Annotated in this window: 22 protein-coding genes; 14 read left to right on the top strand and 8 right to left on the bottom strand. The window is 31.7% G+C overall.

Annotated features, from left to right (window positions below; translation table 11 throughout):
• Positions 1–494: 494 nt before the first annotated feature.
• Positions 495–2,435: a polyglycerol-phosphate lipoteichoic acid synthase LtaS gene (gene ltaS, locus EL082_RS09795; protein WP_002465826.1), complete on the top strand. Its 1,941-nt coding sequence runs from the start codon at positions 495–497 to the stop codon at positions 2,433–2,435.
• Positions 2,436–2,619: 184 nt separating this feature from the next.
• On the opposite strand, the gene EL082_RS09790 is transcribed toward ltaS, so the two are convergent.
• Positions 2,620–3,435, bottom strand: a complete 816-nt coding sequence (locus tag EL082_RS09790) for a ZIP family metal transporter (RefSeq protein WP_002465827.1) — start codon at positions 3,433–3,435, stop codon at positions 2,620–2,622.
• Between the two features lie 102 nt (positions 3,436–3,537).
• Here EL082_RS09790 and EL082_RS09785 point away from each other — a divergent pair, with 102 nt between their 5' ends.
• From EL082_RS09785 to EL082_RS09760, 6 genes are all read left to right on the top strand, one after another.
• A complete protein-coding gene (locus tag EL082_RS09785; RefSeq protein ID WP_171991401.1) occupies positions 3,538–5,427 on the top strand; it encodes an ABC-F family ATP-binding cassette domain-containing protein in 1,890 nt (629 codons plus the stop codon).
• Between the two features lie 10 nt (positions 5,428–5,437).
• Positions 5,438–7,219: a DNA helicase RecQ gene (gene recQ / locus EL082_RS09780; protein ID WP_031463909.1), complete on the top strand. Its 1,782-nt coding sequence runs from the start codon at positions 5,438–5,440 to the stop codon at positions 7,217–7,219.
• Positions 7,220–7,455: 236 nt separating this feature from the next.
• On the top strand, positions 7,456–8,421 hold the full coding sequence (locus tag EL082_RS09775; RefSeq protein ID WP_015365287.1) for an ABC transporter ATP-binding protein: 966 nt from the start codon (positions 7,456–7,458) through the stop codon (positions 8,419–8,421).
• A complete protein-coding gene (locus tag EL082_RS09770) occupies positions 8,414–9,928 on the top strand; it encodes an ABC transporter permease/substrate-binding protein (protein ID WP_015365286.1) in 1,515 nt (504 codons plus the stop codon). The genes EL082_RS09775 and EL082_RS09770 overlap by 8 nt, the downstream gene beginning before the upstream one ends.
• Positions 9,929–10,135: 207 nt before the next feature.
• Complete coding sequence (gene hisC / locus EL082_RS09765) at positions 10,136–11,191, top strand: histidinol-phosphate transaminase (RefSeq protein WP_002465527.1); 1,056 nt, start codon at positions 10,136–10,138, stop codon at positions 11,189–11,191.
• A gap of 87 nt (positions 11,192–11,278) precedes the next feature.
• Positions 11,279–11,815, top strand: a complete 537-nt coding sequence (locus EL082_RS09760) for a 5' nucleotidase, NT5C type (RefSeq protein ID WP_015365285.1) — start codon at positions 11,279–11,281, stop codon at positions 11,813–11,815.
• A gap of 81 nt (positions 11,816–11,896) precedes the next feature.
• Here EL082_RS09760 and EL082_RS09755 read toward each other — a convergent pair whose 3' ends face one another.
• From EL082_RS09755 to EL082_RS09740, 4 genes are all read right to left on the bottom strand, one after another.
• Positions 11,897–12,826 (bottom strand): diacylglycerol/lipid kinase family protein, encoded by a 930-nt coding sequence (locus EL082_RS09755; RefSeq protein ID WP_002465526.1) that lies wholly within the window; start codon positions 12,824–12,826, stop codon positions 11,897–11,899.
• 149 nt (positions 12,827–12,975) lie between these two features.
• Positions 12,976–14,481 (bottom strand): peptide MFS transporter, encoded by a 1,506-nt coding sequence (locus EL082_RS09750; protein WP_019235815.1) that lies wholly within the window; start codon positions 14,479–14,481, stop codon positions 12,976–12,978.
• Positions 14,482–14,815: 334 nt separating this feature from the next.
• A complete protein-coding gene (queF, locus tag EL082_RS09745; RefSeq protein WP_015365282.1) occupies positions 14,816–15,316 on the bottom strand; it encodes a preQ(1) synthase in 501 nt (166 codons plus the stop codon).
• A gap of 23 nt (positions 15,317–15,339) precedes the next feature.
• Positions 15,340–16,206 carry a DMT family transporter gene (locus EL082_RS09740; protein ID WP_026088895.1) on the bottom strand — a complete coding sequence of 289 codons (867 nt, stop codon included), beginning with the start codon at positions 16,204–16,206 and terminating at the stop codon, positions 15,340–15,342.
• A gap of 797 nt (positions 16,207–17,003) precedes the next feature.
• Between EL082_RS09740 and nrdI the strand changes: the two genes are divergently transcribed.
• From nrdI to EL082_RS09705, 7 genes are all read left to right on the top strand, one after another.
• A complete protein-coding gene (gene nrdI, locus EL082_RS09735) occupies positions 17,004–17,402 on the top strand; it encodes a class Ib ribonucleoside-diphosphate reductase assembly flavoprotein NrdI (RefSeq protein ID WP_002467572.1) in 399 nt (132 codons plus the stop codon).
• Positions 17,365–19,470: a class 1b ribonucleoside-diphosphate reductase subunit alpha gene (gene nrdE, locus EL082_RS09730; protein WP_002467571.1), complete on the top strand. Its 2,106-nt coding sequence runs from the start codon at positions 17,365–17,367 to the stop codon at positions 19,468–19,470. The genes nrdI and nrdE overlap by 38 nt, the downstream gene beginning before the upstream one ends.
• Before the next feature lie 244 nt (positions 19,471–19,714).
• Positions 19,715–20,689: a class 1b ribonucleoside-diphosphate reductase subunit beta gene (nrdF, locus tag EL082_RS09725; RefSeq protein ID WP_002450939.1), complete on the top strand. Its 975-nt coding sequence runs from the start codon at positions 19,715–19,717 to the stop codon at positions 20,687–20,689.
• Positions 20,690–20,915: 226 nt separating this feature from the next.
• A complete protein-coding gene (locus EL082_RS09720; RefSeq protein ID WP_002467010.1) occupies positions 20,916–21,884 on the top strand; it encodes an ABC transporter permease in 969 nt (322 codons plus the stop codon).
• Positions 21,874–22,833, top strand: a complete 960-nt coding sequence (locus EL082_RS09715) for an iron chelate uptake ABC transporter family permease subunit (RefSeq protein ID WP_002467015.1) — start codon at positions 21,874–21,876, stop codon at positions 22,831–22,833. Before EL082_RS09720 ends, EL082_RS09715 begins: the two co-directional genes overlap by 11 nt.
• A complete protein-coding gene (locus EL082_RS09710) occupies positions 22,830–23,603 on the top strand; it encodes an iron ABC transporter ATP-binding protein (protein ID WP_002467009.1) in 774 nt (257 codons plus the stop codon). The genes EL082_RS09715 and EL082_RS09710 overlap by 4 nt, the downstream gene beginning before the upstream one ends.
• A gap of 111 nt (positions 23,604–23,714) precedes the next feature.
• A complete protein-coding gene (locus EL082_RS09705) occupies positions 23,715–24,749 on the top strand; it encodes a ferrated catecholamine ABC transporter substrate-binding lipoprotein SstD (RefSeq protein WP_002467006.1) in 1,035 nt (344 codons plus the stop codon).
• A gap of 57 nt (positions 24,750–24,806) precedes the next feature.
• On the opposite strand, the gene EL082_RS09700 is transcribed toward EL082_RS09705, so the two are convergent.
• From EL082_RS09700 to EL082_RS09690, 3 genes are all read right to left on the bottom strand, one after another.
• Positions 24,807–25,121, bottom strand: coding sequence for a CHY zinc finger protein (locus EL082_RS09700; protein WP_015365279.1), 315 nt, complete (start codon positions 25,119–25,121; stop codon positions 24,807–24,809).
• 25 nt (positions 25,122–25,146) lie between these two features.
• Positions 25,147–26,073 carry a UDP-N-acetylmuramate dehydrogenase gene (murB, locus tag EL082_RS09695; protein WP_026088896.1) on the bottom strand — a complete coding sequence of 309 codons (927 nt, stop codon included), beginning with the start codon at positions 26,071–26,073 and terminating at the stop codon, positions 25,147–25,149.
• A gap of 233 nt (positions 26,074–26,306) precedes the next feature.
• Positions 26,307–26,834 (bottom strand): GrpB family protein, encoded by a 528-nt coding sequence (locus EL082_RS09690; RefSeq protein WP_002467004.1) that lies wholly within the window; start codon positions 26,832–26,834, stop codon positions 26,307–26,309.
• Positions 26,835–26,912: the final 78 nt, after the last annotated feature.

The raw sequence follows: 26,912 nt of genomic DNA, 5'->3' as shown, positions 1-26,912 counted from the left end.
ATAATATATAGATACATTAAAGAAGGTATAACTTTAAATCATAGTTTATATGTTGAAAAGTGTGTTTTTACTTGATATTTAAGGTTGCTTCCTTTATATTAATATATTGAACTATGTATTTTGTTACAATATGATTACATTCATCATATTTTCTTAATAAAAAATTAACATCAACAATACATTAGCTAGTTATTGGACCAATCTACTAGCTATTTTTAACGTCAAAATGAAATGTTTAGTGAATTTTAAAAATTATATATTGTGTTAAATCATGCAGACCAACATTGGAATGGATTAAAATAAAAATGGAAATAACTTGTTTTATTTCGACGTAGTAAAGTAAGCAATGCGTTTATATGTTAAACGTAGTTATTGTTAAAGAGGAATAAAGCTTACTGGTGTTGTTTTAAGACAAATTACTATTGCCTAATTACGTTTAATTCGTTATTGATAAGGTTCTTGTGGTTTATTAACAATAAACGGAGGAAACAAACATGAGTTCTCACAAAAAGAAGATAAGTCTTTTTGCGTTTTTCCTGATGACCGTATTTACGATCACGCTAAAGACATATTTTTCATATTATGTTGATTTTTCTTTAGGTGTTAAAGGATTAGTACAAAACTTAATATTACTGATGAATCCATACAGTTTAATCGCACTAGTACTAAGTGTGTTCCTATTCTTCAAAGGTAAAAAGGCTTTCTGGTTCATTTTTGTTGGAGGATTCTTATTAACATTTTTACTGTATGCCAACGTTGTATACTTCAGATTCTTCTCTGATTTTTTAACGTTTAGTACTTTGAATCAAGCAGGGAATGTAGAATCTATGGGTGGCGCATTAGGTGCTTCATTTAAGTGGTACGACTTTGTGTACTTTATCGATACGATTATCTACCTGTTTATTCTAATCTTTAAACGTCAGTGGTTAAGTACAAAAGCATTTAGTAAGAAATTTGTTCCAGTCGTCATGGCTGTATCAGTTGCGTTATTCTTCTTAAACTTAGCTTTTGCTGAAACTGACCGTCCAGAGTTATTAACTCGTACATTCGACCATAAATACTTAGTTAAATATTTAGGACCATTTAACTTTACAGTATATGATGGTGTAAAAACGATCGAAAACAATCAACAAAAGGCTTTAGCATCAGAAGATGACTTAACTAAAGTACTTAATTATACAAAACAAAAGCGTACTGAACCTAACCCAGAATATTATGGTGCGGCTAAGAAGAAAAATATTATTAAAATCCATTTAGAGAGTTTCCAAACTTTCTTAATTAACAAGAAAGTTAATGGTAAGGAAGTAACACCATTCTTGAACAAACTATCAAGTGGTAAAGAAGATTACACTTACTTCCCTAACTTCTTCCATCAAACTGGTCAAGGTAAGACATCAGATGCCGAATTGACAATGGATAACAGTATATATGGATTACCACAAGGTTCTGCATATTCATTAAAAGGTGACAACACATATGAATCACTACCTGCAATTTTAGACCAAAAGCAAGGTTATAATTCAAATGTCATGCATGGTGACTATAAAACGTTCTGGAACAGAGACCAAATTTATAAACACTTTGGTATAGATAAGTTCTATGATGCTACGTATTATGATATGTCAGATGATAATGTAGTTAACTTAGGATTAAAAGATAAAATATTCTTCAAAGATTCAGCGGACTATCAAGCTAAAATGAAGAAACCGTTCTATTCTCACCTTATTACATTGACTAACCATTATCCATTCACTTTAGATGAGAAGGATGCATCAATTGATAAGCCAAACACAGGTGACTCTACAGTTGACGGATACATTCAAACAGCACATTATTTAGACCAAGCGCTTGAAGAATATGTTACTGACCTTAAGAAAAAAGGTTTATATGATGATTCTGTTATCATGATTTATGGTGACCACTATGGTATCTCTGAAAACCATAATAATGCGATGGAAAAATTATTAGGTGAAAAGATCACGCCAGCGAAATTCACTGATTTAAACCGTACTGGTTTCTGGATTAAAATACCAGGCAAATCAGGTGGCATAAATAAAGAGTACGCTGGACAAATGGATGTTATGCCAACGATTTTACATTTAGTTGGTATCGATACTAAAAACTATATCATGTTTGGTACTGATTTATTCTCTAAACAACATAACGATGTAGTACCATTTAGAAATGGTGACTTTATCACTAAAGACTACAAATATGTTAACGGTAAGTTATATTCTAATAAAGATAATGAATTACTAACTAAAAAACCAAAAGACTTCGAGAAAAATCAAAAACAAGTTGAAAAAGATTTAGAAATGAATGATAGTTTACTTAACGGTGACTTATTCAGATTCTATAAAAATCCTGATTTCAAAAAAGTAGATCCATCGAAGTATGAATATAAAACAGGACCAAAAGGTAACGAGAAAAAATAATTCAATAAAACCGAATTGAGCATGAGCGCTCAATTCGGTTTTGATTTGTCTTTTTAATACGATATATAAAAGGAGTGGGGGTTCTATTGAACGCCCACTCCTCTTTATTATTCTATCTGCCTTTGTAGTCAAACTTTAATTTTAGGAAATTATATGGAAATTACATCTTAATAAAAATACTAGATTAACCTAATGCAACGTCTAATACCATCATAATAGCAAAACCAAGCATTAAGCTTAGCGTAGCTAAGTCTGTATTATTACCTGATTGAGAATCTGGAATCAACTCTTCTACTACTACAAATATCATTGCACCTGCAGCAAAGGCAAGCGCGTACGGTAACATCGGTGTAATAACTAGTACTGCACCTGCACCAAGCATAGCAAATATGGGTTCTACAATAGCTGAAGCCTGTCCATAGTTAAAAGCTTTCCAACTAGATGCACCGGCTGCTTTTATTGGCATAGATAATGCTGCACCTTCTGGAATGTTTTGAATACCTATACCGATTGCTAAACCAATTGCCCCTAAAAATGTGGCAGTACCATTGCCTGATACAACGCCGCCAAAGGCAACACCAATTGATAAACCTTCTGGTATATTATGCAATGTAATCGCAAGAACAAGTAAAGCATTTTTACTTAGAGATGTGTCAATGCCTTCTTGTTGTTGATTTTCATCTTTCGCATTTCGGTGCATATGTGGTATAACAAAATCTAGTCCGCGAATAAAGAAACCACCAAATAAGAATCCGATCGCAGCTGGTAACCAAGGCATTGCTGAATCTTTACTAAATTCAATTGAGGGTTGTAACAGAGACCAGAAACTTGCGGCAATCATAATACCTGCAGCAAACCCTTGCATCGAGTTCAACACTTTATCATTAACAGATTTAAAAATAAAGACAGAAGCTGCACCAAGTGCTGTTAATAACCATGTAATGATTCCTGCAATTAAAGCTTGAAAATGAGGAGGCAAATTTTCGAAGAATTCTGCCATAACTAGGTCTCCTTGTATCATTTAAGCTTAAAAAGGTGTATAATATATAGAACTGATTTAAGCTTAACAAAATTATATAGAAAATTCGATAGTAAAAGGAAGATAAGCATGGAAGCATATAAAATTGAACATTTAAATAAATCCTATGCAGATAAAGTGATATTCGATGACTTAAATTTATCTATATCTGAACACGAAAAAATTGGGCTAGTAGGGATTAATGGTACAGGTAAGAGTACATTGCTGAAAGTCATAGGTAATATAGACGAAGACTTCACGGCTGATATCACACATCCAAATAATTATCGAATACGTTATTCATCGCAGAAACATGATCTTGATGGAGATATGACAGTGTTTGAGGCAGTACTTAGTTCTGATACACCTACATTAAAGGTGATTAAAGATTATGAACAAGCTGTAAATCAATATGCTATCAATCAAAGCGACAAGCAATTTCAAATTATGATGGAAGCTCAAGAAATGATGGATCGTAAAGAGGCATGGGATTATAATGCCGAAATCAAGACCATACTTTCTAAATTAGGCATTAATGATACAAATAAATTAGTGAAGGCATTATCAGGTGGTCAACAAAAGCGTGTTGTTTTAGCGAAGACATTAATAGAACAACCCGATTTATTATTGTTAGACGAGCCGACAAACCATTTAGATTTTGAGTCGATAAACTGGTTAATTAATTACGTAAAGCAATATCCTTATACTGTTTTATTTGTAACACATGACCGTTACTTTTTAAACGAAGTATCTTCAAGAATTATTGAATTAGATAGAGGTAAGTTAAAAACATATCCTGGTAATTATGAAGATTACATAGCTATGCGTGCTGAAAATGAACAAATCGAACAGAAGCAACAACAAAAGCAAAAGGCACTATATAAGCAAGAATTAGCTTGGATGAGAGCTGGCGCAAAAGCTAGAACAACTAAACAACAGGCACGTATTAATCGCTTTAGCGACTTAGAATCTGAAGTTAAACAACAAACGAAACAAGATAAAGCACAGTTGAATTTAGCTCACTCAAGACTAGGTAAACAAGTGTACGAATTAGATCATTTATCAAAATCAATCAATGACAAAGTACTATTTGAAAATATTACTGAGATTATACAAAGTGGTCAAAAAATAGGTATAGTAGGTCCTAATGGAGCGGGTAAAACAACATTATTAAATATATTAGCATCTGAAGATCAATCGTTTGAAGGCCAATTAAAAGTAGGGCAGACCGTTAAAGTGGCATACTTTAAACAAACTGAAGAAACATTAGATAGAGATATCCGAGTCATTGATTATCTGCGAGAAGAAAGTGAAGTTGCTATGGAAAAAGATGGTACTTCTGTATCTGTAACACAATTGCTCGAGCGCTTTCTATTTCCAAGTTCAACGCATGGTAAAAAAGTGTATAAATTGTCAGGTGGCGAACAAAAGCGTCTATATCTTTTACGCTTATTAGTACATAAGCCGAATGTATTATTATTAGACGAACCTACAAATGACTTAGATACCGAAACACTAACCATTTTAGAAGATTATATTGATGAATTTGGTGGTTCAGTGATTACGGTTAGCCATGATAGATATTTTCTTAACAAAGTGGCACAAGAGTATTGGTATATTCATGATGGCAAAATGGAAAAAATCATTGGCTCATTTGAAGACTATGAAGCCTATAAAAAAGCTCAAGACAAACAATTTGCTATGGATAAACAGAGTGCTAATCAAACCAAACATAAACCACAATCTCGAAAAAAATCGGGACTATCATACAAGGAAAAGCGGGAATATGAAGCGCTTCTTGAACGTATTGATCAAACTGAAACAAGATTAGTTGAAATTGACGAAGAAATGGTAGAAGCCAGTGCAGATTACGCAAAAATCAAAGCACTGAATGAAGAAAAAGAACAACTTGAGGCAACATATGATACTGACATCACAAGATGGAGTGAACTCGAAGAATTAAAAGAACAATAAGGGGAATTTAATCATGCAAGAAACTTTATCGCATTATTTTGGCTACGATACGTTTCGTCCAGGTCAGGAAGAAATCATTTCAAAAATTATAGATCATCGAAATGTACTAGGTGTGTTACCAACAGGTGGCGGTAAATCGATATGTTATCAAGTACCTGGATTGATGTTAGGTGGAACGACAATTGTTATTAGTCCATTAATATCTTTAATGAAAGACCAAGTAGACCAATTGAAAGCAATGGGGATTAATGCTGCATTTATTAATAGTAGCTTAACTCAAAAACAACAAAAAGAGATTGAGCAAGATTTAATTAGCGGCCATATTCAGTTCTTATATGTAGCACCTGAACGTTTTGAAAATCAATATTTTTTAAGTCAATTAAGAAAAGTAAATATACGATTAGTTGCATTTGATGAAGCACATTGTATTTCAAAATGGGGACATGATTTCAGACCAAGTTATCAAAATGTGATTCAAAAAGTTTTCACTCTGCCACAAGATTTTGCGATTGTGGCATTAACAGCAACAGCAACAGCAGAAGTACAACAAGATATTATGGACAAGTTAAATATTGAGGCCAACGATGAAGTGAAAACGAGCACGAAGCGTCGAAATTTAATATTTAAAGTTAATCCAACATATCAACGTCAAAAATTTGTCGTAGACTATGTCACTGAACATGATGAAGAAGCGGGTATTATTTATTGTTCGACACGTAAACAAGTTGAAGAGCTACAAGAGGTACTTGAAAGTCATAAGGTTAAATGTACGATTTATCATGCTGGATTAACAAATAAGGAAAGAGAAGCTGCTCAAAACGATTTTCTATACGATCGTGTGAATGTCGTTATTGCGACGAATGCCTTCGGTATGGGAATAGATAAATCCAATGTCAGATTTGTTATACATTACAATATGCCGGGTGATTTAGAATCATATTATCAAGAAGCTGGACGTGCAGGTCGTGATGGCTTGAAAAGTGAATGTATCTTATTATTCAGTGAACGTGATAGAGGACTTCATGAATATTTTATATCAGTATCTCAAGCAGACGATGATTATAAAGAAAAAATGGGCGAAAAACTAACTAAAATGCTCCAATATACTAAAACTAAAAAATGTCTTGAAGCAACGATAGTCCATTATTTTGAACCTAATGAAAAATTAGAAGAATGTAAACAGTGTAGTAATTGTATACAAGAGAATAAAACTTACGATATGACGAGAGAAGCTAAGATGATTATTAGTTGTGTCGCACGTATGAGACAACAAGAAAGCTATAGCGTCATTATTCAAGTATTACGCGGTGAAACAACAGATTACATTAAATATAATGATTACGACCAATTGACTACTCATGGCATTATGAAATCATATACCACTTCAGAATTAAGTCATTTAATTGATGAGTTAAGATTTAAAGGCTTTTTAAATGAAAATGATGAAATACTTATATGTGATAAGTCAGTGAAAAAATTATTAAATGATGATACAAAAGTATTTACTACGCCATTTAAACAAAAATCAAAAGAAAAAGTGTTTATCAATACAGTAGAAGGTGTAGACAGAGCCTTATTTAGCGAATTGGTTAAAGTGAGAAAACAATTGAGTGATAAACTGGGTATTGCACCAGTAAGTATTTTTTCTGATTACACATTAGAAGAATTTGCTAAGCGGAAACCAGAATCTAAACAAGACATGATAAATATTGATGGTGTGGGAAGTTATAAATTAAAACATTATTGCCCACAATTCTTAGAAAGAATACAGTCATATAAGACAAGTATTTAAAGAGCAACATTAATAAAATGAATTGAGATATCAACTCGATGTATGTCACATGATGAATGTGTCATACATCGAGTTTTTCATTTTAAAAAGGACATCAATTTAGCAATTAGAAAGTACACTTTGCAACAAATATTAAAAAATCCAAAGATTTATTTAATTTGATTTGTGATTAGAACATAAAACAGGGTATAGTAGATGAAAATGTCTATTTGATTAGAGTGAATGAAGGTGAAGTTGTGATTGAATTTAAGAATGTGACGAAACGGTATGGTAATCATGTTGCAGTAGACGATGTTAGTTTCAACATCAAAGAAGGAGAGTTTTTCGTATTAATAGGCCCTTCAGGTTGTGGGAAAACGACAACTTTAAAAATGATAAACCGATTAATTCCACTAAGTGAGGGATATATTTATTTTAATAATAAGCCAATCAGTGATTATCCAGTTTATGAAATGAGATGGGATATTGGGTATGTACTACAACAAATCGCATTATTTCCACATATGACGATTAAAGAAAATATAGCGCAAGTGCCACAAATGAAGAAATGGAAAGATAAGGATATTGATGCAAGAGTTGATGAATTATTAGAGATGGTCGGATTGGAGCCTGAGACTTATAAAAATAGGTTGCCAGAAGAACTATCTGGAGGACAACGACAACGTGTTGGGGTAGTGCGTGCGTTAGCAGCAGATCCACCAGTCATTATTATGGATGAACCATTTAGTGCATTAGATCCAATAAGTAGAGAAAAACTTCAAGATGATTTGATTGATTTACAAACAAAGATTAAAAAAACCATCGTATTTGTGACACATGATATACAAGAGGCAATGAAGTTGGGAGATCGAATATGCTTATTGAATGAAGGACATGTCGAACAAATTGATACACCATCAGGTTTTCAACAACATCCTCAAAGTGATTTTGTGAAACAATTTATGGGTAATCACATACAGAAATCAGAATCTAGAGTGATGTTGAAAGACTTAAATATTGAACGTCAATTAGATGAGGTTGCAGCTACGAAAAATTATCCAGAAATAAGTAATGAGCGATATATAGATGATATTTATCAAACATTTATCAATCATGACGCTATCATAATGATTGATGAACAATCACAACATAAGACATTAATTAGAAGAGAAGATGTATTTAAATATTTGTCAGGCATAAAGGGGGATAACACCCATGCATGAATTTTGGCAAACGCTAGCAGAACGTAAGGGACAGTTACTCTCAACGATTATAGAGCATATACAGATATCATTTATTGCTTTATTAATAGCAACAATCATTGCAGTACCACTTGGTATTTTATTAACCAAAACGAAGAAAATATCTGAAATTGTCATGAATATTGCTGCAATACTGCAAACGATTCCCTCATTAGCATTACTTGGATTAATGATCCCATTATTTGGTATAGGACGATTACCAGCAATCATTGCACTCGTTGTATACGCACTTTTACCTATATTACGTAATACATATACAGGTGTAAAAGAGGTAGATCCATCACTAGTCGAAGCGGCAAAAGGTATTGGTATGAAACCCATACGTCGATTAACTAAAGTAGAATTACCTATAGCCATGCCTGTAATTATGGCAGGTATTAGAACTGCTATGGTACTCATTATAGGTACTGCAACTTTAGCAGCATTAATTGGTGCTGGTGGACTGGGGGATTTAATTTTACTAGGGATTGATCGTAATGACGCGTCATTAATTCTAATTGGTGCAATTCCAGCAGCATTATTAGCAATATTATTTGATATTGTACTAAGATTTATGGAGAAATTATCATATAAAAAGTTATTAATCGTGTTAGGAACAATGGTAATCATCATTATGATTGCTATTATCGTTCCATTATTTGCCCAAAAAGGGGATAAAATTACGTTGGCAGGTAAATTAGGTTCAGAACCATCTGTCATTACCAATATGTATAAAATCTTAATTGAACAAGATACAGATGATACTGTTGAAGTTAAAGATGGAATGGGTAAGACTGCCTTCTTATTTAATGCACTCAAATCTGACGATATCGATGGTTATTTAGAATTCACAGGTACGGTTTTAGGAGAGTTAACAAAAGAAGATTTAAAATCTAAGCAAGAACCTCAAGTATATCAACAAGCTAAACAAAGTTTAGAGAAAAAATATAATATGACCATGTTAAAACCAATGAAATATAATAATACTTATGCATTAGCAGTTAAACGTGATTTTGCTAAGAAAAATCATATTAAAACCATTGGTGATTTGTCTAAAGTAGAAGATAAATTGAAACCAGGGTTTACATTGGAATTCAATGATCGACCAGACGGTTTTAAAGCAGTTAAAAAGGCTTATGGTCTAAATATTTCAAATGCGAAAACCATGGAACCTAAACTCCGCTATACAGCAGTTGAAAAAGGGGACATCAATTTAATTGATGCGTATTCTACAGATGCAGAATTAAAGCAATATGATATGGTAGTATTAAAAGATGATAAACATGTATTCCCACCTTATCAAGGTGCACCAATGTTTAAAGAAAAATTCATCAAGGATCATCCAGAAGTGAAGAAACCTCTCAATAAACTAGCTGGCAAGATTTCAGATGAAGAAATGCAAGAAATGAATTATAAAGTTACAGTAAAGAAACAAGACCCTTATCAAGTAGCTAAAGATTACTTAGAAAAAGAAGGTCTGTTGAAATAAAATAGTTTCTTAGACATAGTCTCAATGCGCATGGAACATAATGAAATGTTTCATTCTCATTGAGGCTTTTTTGAATCTTTAGATAGCCACTTTAACTATTACATTTCATATTTGATTTGAAGATGGATTGATTTATGTAATAGTAAGTGTTTATAATTAATATTAAGTTTTTGAAATTTCTGTCAATTTGAGGGGGCAACGATTATTATGAAAAAACAACTCGAACAATTATCTGCATATCAACCAGGACTATCACCTAGAGCACTCAAAGAAGCATATGGAATTGAAGAAGAGTTATATAAATTAGCATCGAATGAAAACTTATATGGTCCTTCTCCTAAAGCTAAAGAAGCAATAACGAATCATTTAGATGAATTATATTATTATCCTGAAACAGGGTCGCCATTACTTAGAGAGGCGATTAGTCAACATTTAGGTGTGGACGCATCTCGAATTTTATTTGGTGCAGGCTTGGATGAAGTTATCTTAATGATTTCAAGAGCAGTATTAACACCAGGAGATAAAATCGTAACGAGTGAAGCAACGTTTGGACAGTATTATCATAATGCTATTGTAGAGTCTGCTCATGTTGTTCAAGTACCATTAAAGAATGGTGGATTTGATTTAGAAGGTATTTTAAATGAAGTTGATGACGATACTTCACTAGTGTGGTTATGTAATCCTAATAATCCTACTGGTACCTATTTTAATCATGATGAACTTAAAGGATTTTTAGAACGTGTACCAAGTCACGTACCAGTACTCATTGATGAAGCGTACTTTGAATTTGTTACTGCAGACGATTACCCTGATACGTTAAAGTTACAAGAAACATTTGACAATGCATTTTTACTAAGAACTTTTTCAAAAGCTTATGGATTAGCAGGATTACGCGTAGGTTATGTGGTTGCCACTAATGAAGCTATTGAAAAATGGAATATTATTAGACCACCATTCAATGTTACACGTTTATCTGAATATGCTGCAGTAGCTGCATTGGAAGATCAAGACTACTTAAAAGAGATTACTGCAAAAAATGCTAAAGAACGTGCAAAGTTTTATCAAATACCTCAAAGTAAACATTTCTTACCTAGCCAAACTAACTTTGTATTTGTACAAACAAATAAAAGTAAAGAACTGTATGAGGCACTCTTGAAAGTAGGTTGTATTACACGACCATTTCCTACAGGTGTTAGGATTACGGTGGGCTTTCCAGAACAAAATAATAAGATGATTGACGTATTACAACATTTTGAATTTTAAAGTGATATATTAGGTAAGTTAAATCTTTTGTCTGAATCGTCCTTTTGCTATACTTTAGAAATACATTACATTTGAGGAGTAGATTTAATGTCTCGTAAGAAAATTGCTATAGATATGGATGAAGTACTCGCTGATACACTAGGCGCAATAATTGATGGTGTAAATGAAAGAGCTAATTTAGGAATCACAGTAGAATCGCTAAATGGACAAAAATTAAAGCATGTTATTCCAGAACATGACGGATTAGTCACTGAAATACTTAGAGAGCCTGGGTTCTTTAGACATTTAAAGGTTATGCCAAATGCACAAGAAGTTGTAGAGAAGTTAAATGAACATTATGATGTTTATATAGCAACAGCTGCAATGGATGTACCAACATCATTCCATGATAAGTATGAATGGTTGTTAGAACATTTTCCATTTTTAGATCCACAACATTTTGTTTTTTGTGGTCGCAAAAATATTATTAATGCGGACTATTTAATTGATGACAATCCACGTCAACTTGCTATTTTCGAAGGTGAATCTATTATGTATACTGCTGTTCATAATATGAATCATCATGAGTATAAACGTGTAAATGGTTGGAAAGATGTAGAAGCATTATTCCTAAATGATAAATAAAAACAGGAGCTAGCCCTTATCCTAAAATTGTCGTATGGATGAGTGGTTGAGCTCCTGTTTTTACGAGTTCGCTTATTGTTATTATTGGTTATTATTTTGATCAGGGAATGTGAGTAATTTGATGGCATTTGGTAATACTTCAACATTTATAGGTGTCTCTAAAGCAATTTCACCATCAATATCAATTTTCATGTTAGGTTCAGTAGTGAGCCTAATTTGTTTACCAGAGATGTGATCAATGCCTTGTGTAATTTCATTCCAATTCATACTGTCACGCTTTTTAAAGATATCATTTAGGATACTGAAACTTTGATCATCAAAGATAAAAGTATTTAATTGACCATCTTGTGGAGATAAATCAGTTAAAGGAATTCTACTGCCACCAATATTAGGACCATTTGCGATAAGTATCATAGATGTATTACCGGATTTTTCTTCGCCATCAATTGATAGTGTGAAATCAAACTTGCTAGGGTCCATTAATGTTTTAACAGTGGAACCAATATAGCTCAGTTTACCAAAGATGTCTTTAGAACCGTCTTGTACATTTTCAGCATTTTGTACTATTAGGCCTAATCCCACGAAATTAAGTGCATACATATCATTAATTTTCATTACATCATATGTTTGTATATGTGAAGATAATAATTGCTGACTAGCTAATGTATGATTTGGATTGAGGTTTAATGTTTTAGTAAAGTCATTGAATGTGCCACCTGGAATAATGCCAATAGGTAAATCTAAGTCATTCTCCATTACGCCATTGATCAATTCATTAACGGTACCATCGCCACCTAATATGAATAACACGTCTATATCGTCTCCGTATTGTCCATTTTTAATAGATTGGCAATAGCCTTTGATATCCCCTTCATTTTCACTTAATTGAATGGAAAAGTGTTTACACATAGAACTTAGAGACTTTGTCACTTCACCTAGCCCTTGGTAGATATCTTTTAAGCCACTGTGTTCATGATAGAATAACACACCATGATTATATTTTTTTGTCATCGTCTATACCTACTTTCCTTAAGTTCTTGTTTAATATATTTCAATACCCACTTTTATAGGTAATCAATGAAATTTTAGAGTGATTTTTATTATAAACTAAAAAAGCAGTAAGCCGAATTATTTCGACTTACCGCTTACATTGTCATCTATTATCTTATACCTCTCATTGCTTTCACAATTTTTGGTGAGAAGGCTAAAATGACTAATGTAATGACAATTACTGTAGTACCTAAGAATATAAAGTAATTCGTTTGACCTAATGGATCGATTAATTTAACTAATGTACCGTTAAATGCTTGAGCTGATGCATTAGTTAATAACCATAAACTCATCATTTGAGCGTTAAAAGCTTTTGGTGCTAACTTAACTGCAGCACTATTACCAGTAGGTGATAAACATAACTCACCAACAACACAAATGATGTATGAAAGAATAACCCAGTTTACTGAGAAATGAGCACTTCCATAAATGTTACCGATTAATCCCATTAAGATATAAGAGATACCAGCCAAACCGGCACCAATGACGAATTTAATAGGTAAACTTGGTTGACGTTTGCCTAATTTTTGCCAAATTAATGAAACAACAGGTGCAAATAATAGGATGAAAAGTGGGTTGATAGATTGGAAAATTGTTTCACCGAAATTCGTTTTCCATCCTAATAGATTTAATTTCATATCTGAATGTTCAATACCATAAATGTTAAGTACATTTGAACCTTGTTCTTGAATAGCCCAGAACACCATACCTAAAATAAATAATGGAATAAAGGCTTTAACTCTTGAACGTTCTACATCCGTAACATCTTTACTTCTAATCATAATTGTAAAGTATGAAACTGGTAATACGATACCAAGTACTAAAACAGTATTACTTACTAAGTTAAATGATAATGTATTCGTTAAGTATGTAACGATAAGTACAACGATAATAATGGCTACAATACCACTAACAATTGCAGTGTATTTTTTCTTTTCATCGGGTGATAGTGGGTTTGTTGGTGTCATACCAACACGACCTAAATTTTTACGGTTAAATAATACGTACCAAACTAAACCTAATGCCATACCAATAGCTGCAATTAAGAATCCGCCATGGAAGTTTTTGACATTTAAAAATTGTTGCAGAATGATAGGTGAAATTAATGCACCAAAGTTTACTGACATATAGAAAATAACGAAACCTGCATCCATACGTGTATCATCTTTAGTATATAATCTACCAACAATATTAGAAATGTTTGGTTTCATCATCCCAGAGCCAATAATAATAAAGAACATTGATGCGAACAATCCAACCATTGCGAACGGCAAACTTAGACAAATATGTCCAATAATGATGAGCACTGCACCAATTAAAGTGGCGCCTCTTGTACCTGTAATTCTGTCAGCAATCCAACCACCTGGAATACATGACATATAGATTAATGCTCCATATACTGACATGATTGACATTGCCGTTGTTCTATCAATACCTAATCCATGATTTGCAATGGAATAGTACATATAGAATAACAACATTGCACGCATGCCATAATAACTGAACCTCTCCCAAAATTCTACGAAGAATAAAACACCTAAACCTCTAGGATGTCCAAAAAATCCTGTTTGTGGAATTTCTTGAACTGCCTGTTCATGGGAATTATTTGCTTTCATATAATCATCCCAACCTTTCTGTTCCCTTAACACTAACGTTATATTGTTTTTTAAAAATTGTACTATTGAAATTAAAAAGTTGCAATAATATTCTAAAAATTATAAATAAGAAAATTCTGTCAATTCCTTCGAATTAATTATATGAAATATTCATATAAAATTGAGACTCATTAATTTAATGAACTATAGTACTAATACATATAAAAATACGCTTTAACTTAATAAAGTGCAAGAGTTTTTTGAAAATTAAATAAAAAACTTTAGCACAATTTGAAATTATCTTTGTAAGATGTTTTCAATGTACTAAAGTTTATAATTGATAATCACTGTAAAATTAGCGATTGTCTATATTTTCAGGATACATATCATGATTCATCATTCTATGCTCCGCCATTTTTTCATATTTTGAATTTGGGCGGCCATAATTTGTATAAGGATCAATGGAGATACCGCCACGTGGTGTGAATTTACCCCATACTTCAATGTAATGAGGATCCATTAAGTCAATTAAATCATTCATAATGATATTCATACAATCCTCATGAAAGTCACCATGGTTTCTAAAGCTAAATAAATATAATTTTAATGATTTAGATTCAACCATTTTAATGTTAGGGATGTATGAAATATAAATTGTTGCGAAATCCGGTTGTCCTGTAATAGGGCATAGTGATGTGAACTCTGGACAATTAAACTTCACAAAGTAATCTCTACCTTGATGTTTATTATCAAATGTTTCTAAAACATCTGGTCTGTAATCGAAGTTATAAGTATTATTTTGGTTACCTAGTAATGTTATATCTTGTAATTCATCATTTTGACGTCCTTGTGCCAAATGAATCACTCCTTATCATATGATTAATTTTGTTGAGTATTAGACTCGCGTCGTGCTTTTTCAAACATATAGTAACTTGCACTAATAATGACAACATATCCGATTGTTGATAATAAATCTGGTGTTTCGCCAAATAATATGAAGCCGAATATTGCTGTAAATATAATAGAAGCATAAGTAAAGATAGAAATATCTTTTGCTGCTGCGAAACTATAGGCTAGTGTAATTCCAATTTGACCCACTGCCGCTGATAAACCTGCGCCAAATAAATATAAAACTTGTAATTTGCTCATAGGTTCAAAAGTAACGATTGAAAATGGTATAAGTACAATTACTGAGAATAATGAAAAATAAAATACGATGGTATAAGGTGCTTCTCTAGTACTTAAAGCACGGACACATGTATATGCTGATGCAGCAAATATACCTGAAAGTAGCCCAATTAATGCTGGTATAAACGAAGAAGAAAATTCTGGTTTTACAATAAGTAACATACCTAGTATCGCAACGATCATTGCTGAAATTTGATATTTCCGTACTTTTTCATGTAAAAAGATAAAACATAATAATATGGTCCAGAAGGGGTTTAACTTCATTAATGTATCAGCATCACTCAATACCATATGATCAAGTGCATATATATTGAGTAATACACCTATTAACCCGAGTGTAGACCTTGAGATAAGTAATGGTTGGCTACTTAATTTACCAAACATAGGTTGCTTATATTTAAATATGAAGAATAACGGTATGAACATTGCAACTAAATTTCTTGCTAGAGACTTTTGAAATACAGGTAAATCGCCTGATAATCTGAAGAAGACAGACATAAAGCTAAAGCCTATCGCAGATATTAATATTGCAATTATACCTTTGATTTTAGGATTCAATACTATCGCCTCATTCATAAAAGTTTAACGTTATTATAGTAGCATAAATGATGTTGATATGCATAAATGACTTGAAAAAACGTAGGGGGAAATATATAATAAAAATACGAACACATGTTCTATTAAGCGAGGTTATTCTCTAGTTCCAAATCATTTGTGAGATTTAAAATAATTGTATATAACTGAAAACGATTGCAGTTTAATTTTGATTTTCTATTGATTGTATCCTTTATTTTGACGGGGTTGAGCTAGAATCACGAGCTTACGCTTAATGTATATTTTTTTATAAAAAGCAAGTAATTTTAACTGAAAAATTTTTTTATTTTTATTGATGTAAGACTAAAGGTGTAGTGGTGCATGTTTAGAAGAAAAGACGAACATTTGACATAAAACTTTAACTTTAAATAAGTTTAGGTATTATGTATAATGAAACACAGAATATAGTATCGGTATTGATAAACAGACACAATATATTGTGTCTGCAGCAGATACTAATAAAAGGAATAATCTTAATTTAAATGCAAAATGACACTAGTAATAATAGAATAATCTCTCGTTTACGGTGTTTCCGCACAAAATGTTTACTTATACTATATAGATCTACATTTCAAATCAACCACAATATCTTGTGGTTCAAAATAAAATCTAATATCAAGATAAGGTCATATAGTTTTTATAAACTTTTCTTTTAGTGACTCATTTCATTCTACAACACTATATTTTGTAGGAAGCTTTCCTGTTATGATGGGAGAACTTCTTTTTTAATTGTTTAAAGATTGGTGAAAGAAGGCGATCCAATGAAAGTAGTATATTTCTCATTTTCAGGTAATGTACGCAGATTTATTAAACGTGCTGAAATCGAAAATGTAATGGAAATTACATCAGATAATTGTACGGATCCTATTAATGAACCATATATTTTAGTTACTGGAACAATAGGTTTTGGTGAAGTACCACAACAAGTACAATCATTTCTAGATGTAAATCATTCATATCTTAGAGCGGTAGCTGCCAGTGGTAATAGAAACTGGGGTCAAAATTTTGCTAAAGCAGGGCGCTCTATTTCTGAAGACTATAATGTACCGTTGTTAATGAAGTTTGAAGTGCAAGGCACTAATAAAGACGTTATCGAATTTAAAAACAAGGTGGGTAATTTTAATGAAAACTATGGACGAGAAGAAGTACAATCACATTGAATTAAATAATGAAGTTACAAAACGAAAAGATAATGGTTTTTTCAATTTAGAAAAAGACCAAGAAGCGCTCAAAGTATATTTGGAAGAAATCCACGACAAAACGATTTATTTCGATAGCGAAATTGAACGTTTACACTATCTTGTAGACAATAACTTCTACTTCAATGTATTTGCAAAATATAGTGATTCAGACTTAGTAGAAATCACAGAATATGCCAAGTCAATAAACTTCCAATTTGCTAGTTATATGTCTGCAAGTAAATTTTATAAAGACTATGCACTTAAAACGAATGATAAACAACAATATTTAGAAGATTATAATCAACACGTTGCCATCGTTTCAATGTACTTAGCTAATGGCGACAAAGATCAAGCGAAACAATTTATTTCAGCCATGGTAGAACAACGTTACCAACCTGCAACACCGACATTTTTAAATGCCGGAAGAGCAAGACGTGGTGAACTAGTTTCATGCTTCTTATTAGAAGTAGATGATAGTTTAAATTCTATCAACTTTATTGATTCAACCGCGAAACAATTAAGTAAAATTGGTGGCGGCGTAGCAATTAATTTATCTAAATTACGTGCACGTGGTGAAGCAATTAAAGGTATTAAAGGTGTAGCTAAAGGTGTACTACCTGTTGCTAAATCACTCGAAGGTGGATTTAGTTATGCAGATCAATTAGGCCAAAGACCTGGTGCAGGTGCTGTATATTTAAATATTTTCCACTATGATGTTGAAGAGTTTTTAGATACTAAAAAAGTAAATGCAGATGAAGATTTACGTTTATCAACTATTTCAACTGGATTAATCGTGCCTTCTAAATTCTTTGACCTAGCAAAAGAAGGTAAAGACTTCTACATGTTTGCACCACACACAGTAAAACAAGAGTACGGTGTGACTTTAGATGATATTGATTTAGAAAAATATTATGATGACATGGTTGCAAACCCTAATGTAGAGAAAAAGAAAAAAGATGCACGTGAAATGTTAAATACCATTGCTCAAACACAATTACAATCTGGTTATCCATATTTAATGTTCAAAGATAATGCGAATAAAGTTCATGCTAATTCAGATATTGGTCAAATTAAAATGAGTAATTTATGTACTGAAATTTTCCAATTACAAGAAACATCTATTATAAATGACTATGGTACAGAAGATGAAATTAAACGAGATATTTCATGTAACTTGGGATCATTGAATATTGTGAATGTCATGGAATCTCAAAAATTTAGAGATTCAGTTCATACAGGTATGGATGCATTAACCGTTGTTAGTGATGAAGCGAATATTCAAAACGCACCTGGTGTAAAAAAAGCTAATAGTGAGTTACATTCTGTAGGACTTGGTGTAATGAATTTACATGGTTATTTAGCCAAAAATAAAATTGGTTATGAGTCAGAAGAAGCTAAAGATTTCGCTAATATTTTCTTTATGATGATGAACTATTATTCAATTGAACGTTCAATGCAAATTGCTAAAGAACGTGGAGAAAAATACCTTGATTTTGATAAATCAGATTATGCAAATGGAAAATATTTCGAATTCTATACTTCACAAGAATTTGAACCACAATTTGAAAAAGTACGCGAATTATTCAAAGGTTTTGAAATTCCAACAGCAGAAGATTGGAAAGCATTACAAAAAGATGTAGAGCAATATGGACTATACCATGCATATCGTTTAGCAATTGCACCAACACAAAGTATTTCTTATGTGCAAAATGCAACAAGCTCAGTAATGCCTATCGTTGATCAAATTGAGCGCCGTACTTATGGTAATGCTGAAACATTTTATCCAATGCCATTTTTATCACCTGAAACAATGTGGTATTATAAATCAGCATTTAATACAGACCAAATGAAATTAATTGATTTAGTTTCAACAATTCAAACGCATGTTGACCAAGGTATTTCAACAATTTTATATGTCAATTCAGAAATTTCTACACGTGAACTTTCTCGATTATATGTATATGCACATCATAAAGGTTTAAAATCTTTATATTACACACGTAATAAATTATTAAGTGTAGAAGAATGTACAAGTTGTGCAATTTAAAACGATAAATAAACATGATACATTAGATATTAAGTATTATTTTTGAAGTGGATTATAGAATATTAATATATAGAAAAGGTTGGGACACTACGTTGACTAGAGTGAGGATAATTAGTTTTCATCAAAGTATTCAACGTAGATGTTCTAACCTTGAAATACATAACCTTAATAAGGATTTTGGTAGTTTAATTAATTATCTATGGCTATCTATCATCTTAATTAAAGGATAGGAGGATTATTATTCATGAAGGCCGTCAATTGGAATACCCAAGAAGATATGACAAATATGTTTTGGCGTCAAAATATCTCTCAAATGTGGGTAGAAACAGAATTTAAAGTATCAAAAGATATAGCAAGTTGGAAAACTTTATCTGAAGCCGAAAAAAATACATTTAAAAAGGCATTAGCTGGTTTAACAGGTTTAGATACGCATCAAGCAGATGATGGTATGCCATTAATCATGCTTCACACAACTGATTTAAGAAAAAAAGCCGTTTATTCGTTTATGGCAATGATGGAACAAATTCATGCTAAAAGTTATTCTCATATTTTTACTACATTATTACCATCTAGTGAAACGAACTATTTATTAGATACATGGGTAATTGAAGAGCCTCATTTAAAATACAAATCAGACAAAATTATCGAAAACTACCATAAATTATGGGGTAAAGAAGCCTCAATTTTTGACCAGTATATTGCTAGAGTATCAAGTGTTTTCTTAGAAACATTCTTATTCTATTCTGGATTCTATTATCCTCTTTATTTAGCTGGTCAAGGCAAGATGACGACATCTGGCGAAATTATTCGTAAAATATTATTAGATGAATCAATACATGGTGTGTTTACAGGTCTAGATGCACAAAGTTTAAGAAATGAACTTTCGGAAAGTGAAAAACAACGTGCGGATCAAGAAATGTATAAATTGTTAAAAGAACTTTATGATAACGAAGTTTCATATACACATCTTTTATACGATGATATTGGTTTAGCTGAAGATGTGCTTAATTATGTTAAATACAATGGCAATAAAGCATTATCAAATCTTGGCTTTGAGCCATATTTTGAAGAACGTGAATTCAATCCAATTATTGAAAATGCTTTAGATACAACAACTAAAAACCATGATTTCTTCTCTGTAAAAGGTGATGGTTATACATTAGCTTTAAATGTTGAAGCATTACGAGATGAAGATTTCATATTTGATGATGAAAAATAATATAGATTTAGCCCTAATTTTACTTTATTTGTGTAGACACAATTAAAGCGAAATTAGGGTTTTTTTTATGTCAGATGAATTTAAAACATAAAAATAATCTTATTTATAACAATATTTATAGATAACCTATTGAAAATGACAAGGAAATTCTGTAACATTTTAATTGATAACGATTATCATTATCGTAAAATCGTTACCAAGGATAACTATTCAAGGAGAAAGTGTTATGAAGTTTTTATTAAAGGGATATGTTTTACTCATCTTTCTCGTTGTGTTTACGATTCTCTCTCTATTTGTCGGTGTTAGCCAAATATCTATTTCCGATATTTTCCATCTTACCGATGATCAATTAAATATCATTTTATCGAGTCGTATTCCTCGAACAGTTAGTATTCTCATATCAGGTAGTACGCTGGCAATAGCCGGTTTAATCATGCAACAAATGATGCAAAATAAATTTGTGAGTCCAACAACAGCTGGCACAATGGAATGGGCTAAGTTGGGGATTCTTTTATCACTCATATTATTCCCCAAAGGCCACATACTTATTAAATTAATATTTGCTGTTATTTGTAGCATTGGAGGTACATATTTCTTCGTGAAATTAGTACAACTAATTAAAGTGAAAGATGTCATTTTCATACCGTTATTAGGTATTATGCTTGGAGGTATTGTTTCAAGTTTTACAACATTTATCGCATTGAGAACTAATGCAGTACAAAGTATTGGAAATTGGCTAAATGGAAATTTTGCTATTATTACAAGTGGTCGTTATGAAGTTCTATATTTAAGCATACCGTTTTTATTAATTATATATATATTTGCTAATCATTTTACGATTGCTGGAATGGGCAAAGATTTTAGCCATAACTTAGGTGTGAATTATGAAAAAATTATTAATATCGCATTGTTTATAACTGCAACTATCACTGCACTTGTGGTCGTTACTGTTGGGACTTTACCATTCCTAGGACTCATTGTTCCTAATATCATCTCAATATACCGTGGAGACCATTTAAAACATGCCTTGCCGCATACGATGATGTTAGGCGCTATATTTGTGCTTATTTCAGATATTGTAGGACGTTTAATTGTTTATCCATATGAAATTAACATAGGTCTAACTATAGGTGTGTTTGGAACAATTATATTCCTTATCTTATTGATGAAAGGTAGGGAGAATTATGCTAACTAATCTTAATAAAAAACTCTTTTTACTAGGGTTAATTACATTAATGATAGCGATTTTGTACTTAATTTTAGGCATTGATTTTGAAATATTTGATTATCAAATTCAAAGTCGTTTAAGAAAATTTATCTTAATTATTTTAGTGGGTGGTGCAATCGGTACGTCGGTTGTTATTTTTCAATCGATTACAACTAATCGCTTATTAACGCCTTCCATTATCGGTTTAGATTCAGTCTATTTATTTGTAAAAATATTACCAGTTTTTTTATTAGGTACACAATCTACAATCGTTAATAACGTGTACATTAATTTTATGATTACGTTAATCACGATGGTGTTATTTGCTTTAATTCTATTTCAAGTTTTATTTAAAATGGGTCATTTTTCAGTCTATTTCATCTTATTGGTTGGTGTAATACTTGGTACATTTTTTAGAAGTATTACGGGTTTTATCCAATTAGTGATGGATCCAGAGTCATTTTTAGCTGTTCAAAATACCATGTTCGCTAATTTTGATGCTTCTAATTCTAAACTTGTTGGATTTTCATCTATTTTATTAACCATTTTAATAGTCATAACTTTTGCACTATTACCGTATTTGGATGTGTTATTGCTAGGAAGAGCACAAGCCATCAATTTAGGTGTGAATTATGAAAAAATAACGAGATTAATGCTTATTCTTGTCGCTATTTTAGTGTCTATTTCGACAGCATTAGTTGGTCCAATTACATTTTTAGGATTACTTACTGTCAATTTAGCTCATGAATTCATGAAAACGTATGAACATAAATATATTTTACCTGCCACAATATGTTTTAGCTGGATATGTTTATTTATTGCTCAATGGTTGGTTGAACATCTTTTTGAAGCGACTACAGAAGTAAGTATTATCATTGATCTCATAGGTGGTAGTTACTTTATTTACTTATTAGTTAAAGGGAGAAATGTAAATTGATCCAAATACAAAATTTAAATAAATCAATTCAAAAGAAGTCAATATTAAAAGATATTAATGTCAACATTGAAAAAGGGAAAATAACCTCTTTGATAGGGCCTAATGGTGCAGGAAAAAGTACTTTGCTATCTGCAATTACAAAATTAATGAGTATTGATAGTGGTACAGTCAAAATTGAAGATAAAGACATGTTGCTTTATAAGACGGATGAACTTGCTCAAAAGATTTCAATATTAAAACAAACTAATCATACTGATATGAATATTACAGTAGAGCAATTAGTGAATTTTGGACGATTTCCATATTGTAAAGGCCATCTTAAAAAAGAAGATAAAGCGCAAGTTAGATATGCTTTAGATTTATTACAGTTAAATGAAATTAAAGATAGGAATATTAAAACATTGTCCGGTGGTCAACGTCAGAGAGCATATATCGCTATGACAATTGCACAAAATACAGAATACATTTTGTTAGATGAGCCATTAAATAATTTAGACATGAAGCATTCAGTTCAAATCATGCAGACATTACGTTCATTAGCTCAGAAATTAAATAAAACAATCGTTATTGTATTACACGATATTAATTTTGCGTCATGTTATTCAGATTACATTATTGCATTAAAACATGGCGAACTAGTACGTGCAGGAAAAAATGTGGACGTATTACAAACTGAGGTATTAAGAGAATTATATGAAATGGATGTCAAAGTAGAATCGGTTAATGGACAACGTATATGTTTATATTACGATGAACAAATACTTTCATAAAGTGAACGTTACAACCATTAAGGGAGTGATGCTTATCGTGAATGAATAATTGAGAAATAAGTACCCGTTACTCAGTCAATCGTGAAAATTTACAAAAGGAGTTACTACATAATGAAAAAATCAATTTTAGTCTTAATATTATCTATAGTTTTTATATTAGCAGCATGTGGTAATCAATCTAATAATAGTCAATCAGATTCCAAATCAGAGAAAAATGAATCAAAAGATACTGTTAAAATAGAAAATAACTATGAAGCACAGGGTAAAGAAAAAGATGGCAGTGATGCTAAAAAGGTTAAAGAAACGGTCGAAGTTCCTAAAAACCCTAAAAATGCTGTCGTTTTAGATTATGGTGTATTAAATGATATGAAAGAAATGGGTCTTTCAAGTAAAGTTAAAGCATTACCAAAAGGCGAAGGTGGAAAATCCCTACCGGATTTCTTAGAAGATTTTAAATCAGATAAATATATAAACACTGGTAATTTAAAACAAGTTAATTTTGATAAAGTGGCTAAAGCAAAACCAGAAGTGATTTTCATTTCAGGTAGAACAGCTAATCAGAAAAATTTAGATGAATTTAAAAAAGCTGCACCAAAAGCAAAAATCGTATATATGGGTGCGGATAATAAAAATGTTATCAATTCTATGAAAGACAATACTGAAAAATTAGGTAAAATCTACGACAAGGAAGACAAAGCTAAAGATTTAACTAAAAAATTAGATAACAAAGTAGAAGCAATGAAAGATAAAACTTCTAAATTTGATCAGAAAGCCATGTATCTATTAGTCAATGAAGGTGAATTATCTACATTTGGTCCAGGTTCAAGATTTGGTGGATTAGTATTTGATACATTAGGATTTAAACCGGTTGATAAAGATGTAAGTAAAGGGCCACATGGTCAGAATGTTAATAATGAATATATTAACAAGAATAACCCTGATGTGATTTTAGCTATGGATAGAGGGCAAATTGTGGCAAATAATGCAACAGCTAAGAAGACATTAAACAATAAAGTATTGAAAAATGTTAAAGCTGTAAAAGACCATAAAATTTATGAACTTGATCCAAAACTTTGGTATTTCTCATCTGGTTCAACAACTACAACAATGAAACAAATTGATGAATTAGAAAAAGTAGTAAAATAAATAAAGAAAGCGCTAAAGGCATTAAATCATATGCTTTTAGCGCTTTTACTTTATATATTAAATTTCAAAATATAGATGGTAATGAAATTTGCATCTATGATTGAAGTGTGATTGACATCTTGGACAAGATTCTACCATCATGTATTCATTGATTGACATCTGATGTTTACAAACACCGCACATAACGACTCGTTGGTCGAATTCATCTACACTCCAACGTTGAATAGGGTGTGCTTCATGTTCATTATGACACTGATAACAAGGATAATATTTATCACAACATTTAAATTTAATAGCGATAATATCTAAAAAGGAGTGATAATGTATGCACCTTGTTTCATTATCAATCATTGAACCATAGACCTTAGTCATTGAAACAAACCTCCGATATTAATCATTAATCAGCGTCTGGATGTTCGCCAATGATACGTACTTCAGTGTTTAACTCTACATCAAATTTATCTTTAACTGTTTGTTGTACAAAATGGATTAAGTCTTCATAGTCTGTCGCAGTACCATTATCCACGTTGACCATAAATCCAGCATGTTTAGTAGAAACTTCTACACCACCAATACGATGGCCTTGTAGATCAGAATCTTGAATCAATTTACCCGCGAAGTGACCTGGTGGTCTTTGGAAAACACTACCGCATGAAGGATACTCAAGAGGTTGCTTAGATTCACGACGTTCAGTTAAGTCATCCATTTTCGCTTGAATCTCTTTTAAATTGCCTGGTTCTAGTGTGAAGGCTGCTTCTAAAACGACCAGATGTTTTTTCTGTACAATACTATTTCTATAATCTAGTTCTAATTCTTGCGTAGTTAATTTGATTAAATCTCCATTTTCATTAACGCATAACGCATAATCAATACAATCCTTAACTTCACCACCATAAGCACCGGCGTTCATGAATACGGCACCACCGATAGATCCAGGAATACCACATGCAAATTCTAATCCTGTGAGTGCATAATCTCTTGCAACACGTGAGACATCAATAATAGCTGCACCACTGCCAGCAATAATGGCATCATCTGACACTTCGATATGTTTAAGTGATAACAAGCTTAATACGATACCTCTAATACCGCCTTCCCGGATAATAATATTCGAACCATTTCCTAGATATGTGACAGGAATATTATGTTGGTTTGCATATTTTACAATGGCTTGTACTTCTTCATTTTTAGTAGGTGATAGGTAAAAATCTGCTTTACCACCAGTTTCAGTATAAGTATATTTTTTTAGGGGTTCATCTACTTCGATAATGTCGTTTGGAATAATTTCTTGCAAACCTTTTAAAATGTCGTTTTTATTCACTATCCGTACGTCCTTTCTATAATCAATGCTAACAATTTTATTATATCAATTTTAGTTGTTATTTGCGAAATATGAAGATATTTAACACTAAGATAATTGATTCCTGATGTATATAATGCATTGTTCTTTTAATTCTAAATATATGTTATATAATTAGAATGCATAATTCATTTAATTTCGATTTACAACGTAGAGATTGATACTAGAACTAACTTTATTAATGTCTTTATACATATTTATCCTTGGTGACTATATTGTTTATAAATTTTTTCGAAAATAGATTGTTTTTGATTTTCGTATTGTCTTATTGAATCAATATGCTGCAATAGTTGTCCTTTTTTAGTGGCAAATTGATTAGCGATATCCTGATGATGACTTAATATGTCATCGACTTTTTGATATTGTTCAAATAAAGGTGTATCTAACTGAATGATATGTAAGCGTACTTCTTGCTTTAAGTCTTTAAGATTATTAAACTTAGCCATCATGACTTTCTTTTTATAAGAATGATGTAGACGATAAAATCCAGCATAATTTAATCGTTTTTCGTCTAGAGCCGTAATATCATGTAAATTATCTACGCCTATAAGTATGTCAAGAATAGGTTCTGTATCATAATTGAAATGTCGAGTACCACCAATATGTTGCGTATATTTAACCGGTGAATCTAGTAAGTTGAATAATAATGTACGCGTTTCTTGATACAGCGTGTCGAAATAGTCATTATTTTGATATTTAATAAGGGGTTGAACATGACCGTACATAGTTTTTCTCCTTTATGTTGAATTAATAAGGTATAAAGTCTGAGATACTATAACATAATTCATTTTCTTAATAAATAC

This window comes from Staphylococcus warneri (assembly GCF_900636385.1).
Lineage (GTDB): Bacteria > Bacillota > Bacilli > Staphylococcales > Staphylococcaceae > Staphylococcus > Staphylococcus warneri.
This window is presented reverse-complemented; position numbering and strand designations above follow the sequence as displayed.